Origin of the sequence: Thiomicrorhabdus sp., from assembly GCF_041583835.1 — a bacterium.
Lineage (GTDB): Bacteria > Pseudomonadota > Gammaproteobacteria > Thiomicrospirales > Thiomicrospiraceae > Thiomicrorhabdus.
In genome coordinates this window covers 229,902-239,735 of sequence record NZ_JBFHFC010000002.1, presented here as the reverse complement: position 1 = coordinate 239,735, position 9,834 = coordinate 229,902, and the positions used below count along the sequence as shown (strand labels likewise).

Here is a 9,834-nt window from a genome sequence, read left to right as displayed (position 1 = left end):
GGTTTGTCAGTCGGTGACCTTCACTTCAGCCAGGGTGACGGTGAGATCACTTTCTGTGGTGCGATTGAGATGGCGGGATGGATTCACCTACGCGTTAACTTGATCAAAGACGGTATGCGTAAATACGCAATCAAGAACCCTGTCTTCAAGCCAAGCGTAATGACACCACACTATAACGATTACGTCGTATTCGAAGGTATCTCCGTTGACAGTGACGGCAAACAGCACTACCTAGATGTGAACGTGGCTTATCAGCAAGCTTGTTTGAATGCGATCGAATACTTGAAGAAATTCGGTTATTCCGGTGAACAGGTTTACTCACTACTGGGTACCGCCCCTATGCAGGGTCATATCAGTGGTGTTGTGGATATCCCTAACGCAAGTGCCACGCTATGGGTACCGACCGGAATCTTCGACTTCGATATCAACCCTAACGCTGAAGGTCCTACGAAGCAGGTTGACGACAGTGTCAAAGTACCAACCGCTCCAGACCTTAAATAAGGAGTATGTGAACTATGCCAGTATATGACTACAAATGCCCTGAGCATGGAATATTTTTTGAACTAGCCACTATGGAAGATTCTGCAAAACCGATGGCTTGCCCACATTGCAGTACGCTTGCTCCGCGTGTCTTGGTTCTTCCGCCCGAGCTTTTTGAAATGGATCCTAATAAGAAGGAAGCCATTGCAAGAAACGAGAAGGCCCAATACGAGCCGCAAATATCCAACGCCGATACCCGTGCCGAGAACGAAGAAAGACTCAAGCACAAGAAAGGCTGCGGATGCCAGCATCATAAGCGCGGAAGTTCCAAACTTATGTGGACGGCTGACGGAAAGAAAATGTTCCCTTCAATGCGCCCATGGATGATCAGTCATTAATCGGCATGGAAACAAAAAAGCCCCGCAATGCGGGGCTTTTTACTTTCTGAGGCATCAATAACTGATTACATTCAAATATCAGCTCACAGAGCAATGCATCAAGCCAGAAACGACTTGAATACCTTAAGATACAACTTGGTCAACACCTGAGGAAGTTTACTCGGTTGTTCTACCACTTCGTAGTGCCCTTTCCTGAATATCTTCTGCACATATTCATCGGCATTTTTATCAAGCGACAGACAGAATGTCTTGCACCCTGCCGATTCGATCTCCTTGACGGCAATCGCCGAATCCTCGATCAGATACTGGGCGTCATAGACGTCGATATCCGACGGCTGACCATCCGTAATCACCAAGATCAACTTATGGCGCTCACGGCGCTTTGAGATTTTTTGGAAGGCATGCCTCAGGGCCGCACCTAAACGAGTCGAATAAGCCGCTTCTACCAACCCTAACGACGGCAGAGAACTCTCCGAGTCCTGATCAAAGTCTTTGATATTGTAGTAAGAGACTTCGCCGCGTCCGTTCGAGTTAAAACCGTGAAGCGCGTAAGAATGCCCCAGGGAATCCAATAACTCGGAAAGCACCACGGTGGAATCCAATGTCAGATCCAGAACCGTGTTTTCACCATCGACATCCGGATCGTTCATCGATTCCGAAAGATCCAACAGCACCAACAAAGACAGTTCGTGTTGCCGTTCTTTAACGTGATCGATGTAGATTCTCGATTCCGCACCGGCACTGCCCATCTTGAAGTCGACCATATACTGGATGATCGACTCGAAATCCAATTCCGTGCCGTCTTCCTGCTTCTTACGGCGATGCATTTCGGACTGGTAGGAATTGATGATCTGCTGAAGTTTCTTGACGAAATTACGGTATTTATCGACGCGATGTGCCAAAGCATCTTTCGCCTGGTCCGTAAAAACAATTTCATTCAATGAACACCAGTCGCGCTTCCAGCGTGCGATCTTATAATCCCACTCGGGATAACTGTATTCACTCTGTACTATCGACTTGCTGAGCAATTGGGACTGAACCTCTTCCTCAACAGCCTGAAACACCAGTCCGTCATCCTGAAGGGCTGTTTCATCGTAATCGGCGACCGAACGGCCGTCCAACACTTCTTCATACCCCATCCCGGTCACACTGACCGATTCCTGGATGTCCGAAGGCTGATCATCCTGCTGGGAAGCCACCTCTTCGAATTTATCCCACAAATAGGAGTTGTCGTCACGGTAAGGCACCAAAATGAATTCGTCCCTTTCGTTCATGCTGATACGCATCTGGCCGATATCGTTCGCCAGAGCCAAACCGACCGATTTGAACAACTTAGGATCTAGAACATCTTCGGCCACTGCCTCATTGAACAATCTCACCGCTTTTTCAATAAACGGGTTATCAAACTCGGTGGAACCGTTTGCCAAAGCATAAGCGACCGAATAGGCGATCTCTTCGAACAATAAAGAACTGGAAGGCTGTTTCGTGAAATTACGTTTGAACAGTTTCGCCATGCCCGGAAACTTTTGTGACGCCAAGCGTTCGATACGCGCGTCTTCGATCAGGGAGCTTAAAACCAATTGACGGTTGTTCAGTCCTGATGAATCGGTGGGCTGGGAAAATACGAGATGTGCCGCCGCATGCAGGGCTGCACTAAGAAAGAATTGCTGTGCTTCCTGCACAGAATCCGCTTCTATGAATTCGGGTAAAAAAATAGCGCCGGCACGGACTGCAGGCGCTATTTCATTTTCAGACAGAGGAAGCACACGAAAGTGCTCCTCATAGACCGCTAATAATGTAAGTTCTAATTGACGCTGTACCTCATTTAACAACAACTTAACTTTCATGAAAACATCGTCAATCTGAAGAGCTTAGCGGTGCTCTGTTGTGGTCTCTTCGTTCGGAATGCCGTCAATCGGACATTCTGCCGTTCCAACCGTCTTACGCGTGATTTTCTCAACTTGCTCTCTCGCTTTTTCAGGATCGTTGATCCAAGTTGAATAGAACTCGTAAGGACAAGCCGCAACACCTTGGTCACCTTCACCAGAGTTGATCTTACCGGTGTAACCACGGTGCAACAACTTGAACAGGTGGTTCTGAGACTGAGCGTTCTTACGGAAGTCACGGATCTGGGAAACAGACAATTCAGCGTACTGGATTCCGTAATCCTCTTCACCACACTCACCCAACGTATGACCGTCGAAACCGACAATCGCAGAGTGACCGAAGTAAGAATAAACACCGTCGAAACCACTCGCGTTGGCAACGGCAACATACGTGTTGTTCATCCAAGCCATTGCTTTGGAAACCATGATCTGCTGTTCTTTGGCAGGATACATATAACCCTGACAACGTACGATCAATTCCGCCCCTTTCATCGCGCAGTCACGCCAGATTTCAGGATAGTTACCATCGTCACAGATGATCAAACTGATCATCATCCCTTTAGGACCTTCAGTCACATAAGTCTTGTCACCCGGGTACCAACCTTCAACCGGACACCAAGGCATGATCTTTCTATACTTCTGAACGATTTCACCCTGATCGTTGATCAGGATCAAAGTGTTGTATGGTGCCTTGTTAGGATGCTCTTCATGCTGTTCACCAGTAAGAGAGAATACACCCCATGTTTTCGCTTTTTTACACGCTTCAGAAAAAATTAGAGTCTCATCACCAGGAACCGTCGATGCAGTGTCATACATCTCTTTCGCATCGTACATGATCCCGTGAGTTGAATACTCAGGGAAAATGACCAAATCCATACCAGGCAGACCCTGCTTCATGCCGATAATCATATCTGCAATTTTCTGAGCGTTATCCAAGACTTCCGCCTTAGTATGCAAGCGTGGCATTTTGTAGTTTACTACCGCTACACCCACTGTATCGTTACTAGAGGATATATCACCGTGTCTCATTTCTTTTTACCCCATCTATTTGGATTACATATGACTAAAACTGGGTTGAGTTGTTCTCTAGCGCCAAGGTCTTCATACCCGATACAGCGACTAGTAAACTTTAAATGCATCCAAAAATGCACCCAACAGTAGAGATGAATAACAAGACTTGTGCCACAGGAAACAAAATTGACTGATAAGAAAACAAAGGATCTCTATATACTTGTTTTAATTCACAAAATATAAATTAGAAAAGACAATCTTTTTTTCTAAAATGAAATTTCTTTTTCTTAAGAGACTCACTTAACGAGAGAGTTGGCACAACAATAGTGCAAAAAAACACCACTCGATACAAAAGAGGCTGCGCTTACAAAAATGCCTGAACTCCAACCAGGCAAGAAACCACACCGGCCAATGTGAAAGATCCATTAAGCCATTTCTTGGAACTCAACAACCTGGTATTCAAAACCGCCAACAGAACGCCGAAAACCATAAATACCAGAGCCACGCCCGAGGTAAAGCTCAAAACCATCCAGCCGCTCACGTCCTGTCCGGAAATTGCCGACAGACTCACCAACATACCGCGGGCGCCCCCCATTCCCATCAAAATACCCAACATGGCCGAAGTCGATAACCAGCCAAAAAACGGGCGTCGGTGATGGTGCTCCTTACCGAACCAGACGTGAATATGCTCTCGTCCATTGTGCTCGTGTTTAGAAACATGAATCCGATCCGAAAACACCAAATACAGCAGATACAATCCCATCAGGATAATGACACTGGCAGCAACGACGTCACCATAAGCGAGCCAGCCTTCGGGGATATCCATCGACGAAAGCAGCAAAGCGAAGAGATAGAGGCTCACGCCGTGCCCGACTGCAAAGCCCAAAGTGACCATCATCACTTTTCTTCTCTGCCGACCAATCGAAAAATCGGCAATTGCAGTCAAATGATCAGGGCCGAAGGCATGCAATACCCCGTACCAGAAAATAATCAGCAACCCGAATTCCATAAGTTAAAGCATTCCCTTATCGACGATGAAATCGACAATCTCGTCCACACCCTGCTGAGTTTTCAGGTTGGTAAAAACATAAGGTCTGTCTTTACGCTGAATTTTTGTGTCGCGATCCATAACATCCAAATCCGCACCGACATAAGGAGCCAAATCGATCTTATTAATCACCAATAAATCCGATTGGGTAATCCCAGGACCGCCCTTTCTAGGCAACTTATCACCGGCGGCCACATCGATAACGTAAATCGTCAAATCGGACAATTCCGGACTAAACGTCGCACTTAGGTTATCACCACCCGACTCAATAATAACCATCTCCAAACCGTCGAACTTCTCCTGCAGTGCCTCGATCGCGGTCAGATTCATCGACGCGTCTTCGCGGATGGCCGTGTGCGGGCAACCGCCGGTTTCGACACCGACAATCCGGTCTTCAGAAAGCGCCTGTTGACGAATCAGTATCTGCTGGTCTTCCTTGGTGTAAATATCATTGGTAACGACCGCCAGGTTATACTTATCGCGCATTTTTTTACAAAGAACTTCCACTAATGCGGTTTTTCCCGAACCAACCGGTCCGCCAATTCCTAATCTAAGTGCTGGTTTCATACTATTCCTTTTTGTGTTTTTCTTATCTTTCGTCGAAAGGGTCTAAGACCGGAACAAACGACTGTACTGCGTCTCGTGCTGACTGCTCAAGATCGCAAGGTGCGGCAAACTGTTGCCGATATTTTCCAATGAAATCTGCTGCGCCGATTCCACCGCCTGATGAATCGCGGAATCCATTTGCAACAAAATTTTCTGTCCTTGAGTTTGCCCAAGCGGCACCAGTTTGATCATGGCTGCCACCTGGTTTTCCATCCAACTCCAGGCGAACGCCTGCAAGGTTTCTTCCAAAGAAATTTGCCAGTGTTGCGCAAAACCGGCAAACACTAACGGATAAGTCTTTTCGAATGAGCGATTTTTGAAAATATCGACTTCCAGAGGTTCGGCCAGACGCAACAGCGCCATGGCGATATGCAGGTCTTCCTGTCTGAGTTCCGCAGTCTCCCTTAGAGCCACACTCAACTCCGAACAGGATTTCAGCTTCTCGGAATCATCTTCCGCCCAAGCCTGATAGAAATGACTTAATAGGGCTAAATCTCCGTAAACCAAATTGTTTAGCAAGACATCCTGAACCCAAGTCAGGGAAGTGAATTCGTCGTGGACAATTCCGGCATGCACGGCCGGCTCCACGCCTTGGGAATAGGCGTAGGCTCCGACCGGAAGCGTCGGGCTGGATAGTTGCAGCAATCTCAGCAGGGAACTTTGCATCCGACCTTCAACCTTTAATGATGGTGATGATGCTGGTGTTCATCAGAATGCGAGTGGGAATGGCCATGATTATGCCCCCCACCATAAGCACCGCTTTCAGGCTGTAACGGTTTTTCTTCAACCACAACCTGTCCACCAAGCAATCTCACCATATCGTCCAACACATGGTCGTGCGCATAACGCAACCAAGTCGGCTCGACCTGTAACGGCACATGGCGATTGCCCAAATGATAAGCGATACGCAACAACAGGTGCGCGTCATCGGTCATAACGGTCGAAACCGTTTCCGGCGCAGCGACGATCTTCAACAGATCACCGGATTCAGAAGCGATGACGTCTCCCTCTTTCAACACCGTACCACGCGGCATGAACAGACCGATTTCCTCTCCGCTTGCCATGGCAACCTTCAATCGGCTTTTTTCACGCTGTTTGAACGTTAACACCAGCTCCGGGGTATTGCTCGGCACGTCTTCATTGACGATTTTAGTAAACTCTTTCACTTTTTCACCCTTATTTAAAATAAGAAATAACGTTGTGCCAATGGCAAGGTCTCTGCCGGTTCGCAAGTCAGTAATTCACCGTCCGCCTTAACCACGTAGGTTTCGGGATCAACCGAAACATCCGGCTGCAAATCGTTTAGAACCATATCTTTTTTACTGATATTTCGAGTATTGGTGACCGGCCTGATGATTTTTTCCAATCCCAACTGCCCCTTGATGTCTTTATCAAACGCCGCTTGCGATACAAAGGTTATCGAGGTTTTGAAAATCGCCTTGCCCTGAGCGGCAAACATATTGCGGTAGTGCACCGGTTGCGGCGTAGGAATAGAAGCGTTAGCGTCGCCCATCGGCGCGGCGACAATCATTCCGCCCTTAATAATCATGGAAGGTTTGGCAGCGAAAAATGCCGGCTTCCATAAAACCAGGTCCGCCAATTTACCGACTTCGACCGAACCGATAATATCCGCCATCCCGTGCGTGATGGCCGGGTTGATCGTGTACTTCGCCACGTAACGTTTGGCGCGGAAATTGTCGTTGCCCTCACCGTCTTCCGGCAAAGCTCCGCGCTGCAGCTTCATCTTGTGCGCCGTCTGCCAGGTACGGGTAATGACTTCACCGACACGACCCATCGCCTGTGAATCCGACGAGATCATCGAAAAGGCGCCTAAATCGTGCAGAATATCTTCCGCCGCAATGGTTTCGCGACGGATACGGGATTCCGCAAACGCCACGTCTTCGACGATATTCGGATCAAGGTGGTGGCAAACCATCAACATGTCCAAATGCTCGTCGATGGTATTGACGGTGAACGGGCGCGTCGGATTGGTCGAAGAAGGCAACACATTGGCGGAACCGCAAGCCTTGATGATGTCCGGCGCGTGGCCGCCCCCGGCCCCTTCCGTATGATAAGTGTGAATCGTACGGCCTTTGAAAGCCGCCAACGTGTTTTCGACAAAGCCGGATTCGTTCAACGTATCGGTATGAATTGCGACCTGAACGTCATACTCGTCGGCCACGCTCAGACAGTTATCGATCGCGCCCGGCGTCGTACCCCAGTCTTCATGCAATTTAAGACCGATGGCTCCGGCTTCGATTTGTTCTTTAAGCGGTTCCGGAAGCGATGCATTCCCCTTACCGAGAAATCCTAAATTCATCGGCAAGCCTTCAGCCGCTTCCAGCATACGGTGCATGTACCAAACACCGGAAGTACACGTGGTGGCATTGGTCCCTGCCGCCGGACCCGTACCGCCGCCCAGCATGGTGGTGACACCGGACATCAGCGCTTCTTCAATCTGTTGAGGACAGATAAAATGGATGTGCGAATCGACACCGCCCGCCGTCAAAATCTGACCTTCTCCGGCAATGACTTCGGTACCGGCACCGATTTCGAAATCCACATCCGGCTGAATATCCGAGTTACCAGCCTTACCGATGGCGACGATAATCCCGTATTTAATCCCGATATCGGCTTTGACAATCCCCCAGGTATCCAGAATCAAGGCATTGGTAATGACCGTATCGACGACCTCGGCCGCACAAAGCTGACCTTGCCCCATCCCGTCCCGGATGACTTTTCCTCCACCAAACTTGACCTCTTCTCCATACGTGGTGAAATCCTTCTCCACCTCAATCAACAGGTCGGTGTCACCCAACCGAATTTTATCCCCTACGGTAGGACCATACATTTCTGCATAAGCTTTACGATCGATTTTGTAACTCATCCTATCCCTCCAATGGTCCCATGACTAACTGATTGAAACCGTAAACCACCTCTTTTCCGGCGATTTTAACCAGTTGAACCTTACGTTTCTGGCCCGGTTCAAAACGCACAGCCGTCCCAGCCGGAATATCCAGACGGAAACCCTTGGTGGCTTCCCGGTCGAACACCAGGCCGGTATTGGTTTCGTAAAAGTGATAGTGCGATCCCACCTGAATCGGACGGTCGCCGGAATTGGCCACCACAACTTCAACCGTTTCTCGTCCGACATTCAGTTCGATTTCGCCATCTTGTACAATCAATTCTCCGGGAATCATTTGTCGTCTCCTATACGATTGGCTGGTGCACCGTAACCAGCTTGGTGCCGTCAGGAAAAGTCGCCTCTACCTGAACCTCATGAATCATTTCCGGAATCCCTTCCATGACGTCGTTTCTGGTTAAAACCGTGGTACCTAAATCCATTAGTTCCGCGACCGTTTTACCGTCTCGAGCCCCTTCCAGAATCGCACAACTGATATAGGCGACCGATTCAGGATAATTTAATTTCACGCCTCGATTTAAACGCCTTTCGGCAACCAATCCGGCGGTAAACAGCAATAATTTATCTTTCTCTCTTGGCAACAGTTCCATATACCCTCCATTAAATTGAATCAGGCAATTTAAGTATTCCAAATCCTCGGTTTAACCACCGGGACATCAAAAACAACAGGCCTGGCGATTTTCCAAGCGTCAAACAATACCTGCTTTATTTCGTCCAACTCCGAAGCCAATACACGCATGACGACTAAATTATCCATTTGAGTCACGCCCACCGGCAACGGCCATTCAACCGCCTGTAAAAACTCCAACAATCTTTTTTGTTCATTCGAATCGTTTTGATAAAACAACGCCGTTGCAAACAAGGGTCGCCCGGCCAGCCCACAGGCACTGTTTAATAAATTACTCTGCGGTAAAAGTTTCAGCCTATCCAAAAAAACCAATCGACCGTCAATCCAGACTTCAAACGACTGTTGCAATTCACCTTGCTCAAATCCCTCGCCGCTTGCCGGACGACCCAAACCAACGATATCCCAAGCGATAAATTTGTTATTGGCTTGATTCAAAACAAACTTCAGTGAATTTTTTACAATTGATTTATTAAAGAACAATGTTTCTTGCGGCAACCATTCGACTTCAACGTTTTCAGTCAAATGAACCGTCTGGGTTTGCGTCGCCATCCGGCCGTCGCTTCGATAAAACTTGGTGGCTGCCGGAGTACTGACTATACCTTTCGAGCCGGGTTGGAAACTTGCATTTAACTCAAGCGTATCTCCACCCACCACTCCACCGGGAGGATGTAGCACCAGTACACTAGGTCGATTTTTTTCTTGATAATAAGGTCGTTGAAGAACCAATGGACCAAAGTGTTTTTTATCTTTTACTACTGTTTTGCCGTCAACGTCTACAAAATAAAAAGATAAAAAACCTCGCCAACTCTCCTTAAGTGTCATACGTACCTGATTCCTTTTTCGAGAATAAAAAA

Annotated in this window: 12 protein-coding genes; 2 read left to right on the top strand and 10 right to left on the bottom strand. The window is 48.0% G+C overall.

Annotation, left to right across the window (positions count from 1 at the left end; translation table 11 throughout):
* Together ABY044_RS02270 and ABY044_RS02265 are read left to right on the top strand one after the other, a co-directional pair.
* Positions 1–501 (top strand): acetamidase/formamidase family protein (locus ABY044_RS02270; protein ID WP_373017714.1); only part of this gene is annotated, 501 nt, incomplete at its 5' end.
* 14 nt (positions 502–515) lie between these two features.
* Positions 516–878: a zinc ribbon domain-containing protein gene (locus ABY044_RS02265; RefSeq protein WP_279419762.1), complete on the top strand. Its 363-nt coding sequence runs from the start codon at positions 516–518 to the stop codon at positions 876–878.
* Between the two features lie 98 nt (positions 879–976).
* Here ABY044_RS02265 and ABY044_RS02260 read toward each other — a convergent pair whose 3' ends face one another.
* From ABY044_RS02260 to ABY044_RS02215, 10 genes are all read right to left on the bottom strand, one after another.
* Entirely contained in the window at positions 977–2,725 is a 1,749-nt protein-coding gene (locus ABY044_RS02260; protein WP_373017712.1) for a nitric oxide reductase activation protein NorD, read from the bottom strand.
* Positions 2,726–2,749: 24 nt separating this feature from the next.
* Positions 2,750–3,793 (bottom strand): aliphatic amidase, encoded by a 1,044-nt coding sequence (locus ABY044_RS02255; protein ID WP_373017710.1) that lies wholly within the window; start codon positions 3,791–3,793, stop codon positions 2,750–2,752.
* A 346-nt stretch (positions 3,794–4,139) separates the two neighbouring features.
* Complete coding sequence (locus ABY044_RS02250) at positions 4,140–4,784, bottom strand: hypothetical protein (RefSeq protein WP_373017708.1); 645 nt, start codon at positions 4,782–4,784, stop codon at positions 4,140–4,142.
* Positions 4,785–4,787: 3 nt separating this feature from the next.
* On the bottom strand, positions 4,788–5,390 hold the full coding sequence (ureG, locus tag ABY044_RS02245; RefSeq protein WP_373017706.1) for an urease accessory protein UreG: 603 nt from the start codon (positions 5,388–5,390) through the stop codon (positions 4,788–4,790).
* A 42-nt stretch (positions 5,391–5,432) separates the two neighbouring features.
* Entirely contained in the window at positions 5,433–6,095 is a 663-nt protein-coding gene (locus tag ABY044_RS02240) for an urease accessory protein UreF (RefSeq protein WP_373017704.1), read from the bottom strand.
* A 14-nt stretch (positions 6,096–6,109) separates the two neighbouring features.
* Positions 6,110–6,595: an urease accessory protein UreE gene (gene ureE, locus ABY044_RS02235; RefSeq protein ID WP_373017702.1), complete on the bottom strand. Its 486-nt coding sequence runs from the start codon at positions 6,593–6,595 to the stop codon at positions 6,110–6,112.
* A gap of 14 nt (positions 6,596–6,609) precedes the next feature.
* Positions 6,610–8,316 carry an urease subunit alpha gene (gene ureC / locus ABY044_RS02230; RefSeq protein ID WP_373017700.1) on the bottom strand — a complete coding sequence of 569 codons (1,707 nt, stop codon included), beginning with the start codon at positions 8,314–8,316 and terminating at the stop codon, positions 6,610–6,612.
* Between the two features lies 1 nt (position 8,317).
* Complete coding sequence (locus ABY044_RS02225; protein ID WP_373017698.1) at positions 8,318–8,629, bottom strand: urease subunit beta; 312 nt, start codon at positions 8,627–8,629, stop codon at positions 8,318–8,320.
* A 10-nt stretch (positions 8,630–8,639) separates the two neighbouring features.
* On the bottom strand, positions 8,640–8,942 hold the full coding sequence (ureA, locus tag ABY044_RS02220; protein ID WP_373017696.1) for an urease subunit gamma: 303 nt from the start codon (positions 8,940–8,942) through the stop codon (positions 8,640–8,642).
* A 29-nt stretch (positions 8,943–8,971) separates the two neighbouring features.
* Entirely contained in the window at positions 8,972–9,802 is an 831-nt protein-coding gene (locus ABY044_RS02215; protein ID WP_373017694.1) for an urease accessory protein UreD, read from the bottom strand.
* Positions 9,803–9,834: the final 32 nt, after the last annotated feature.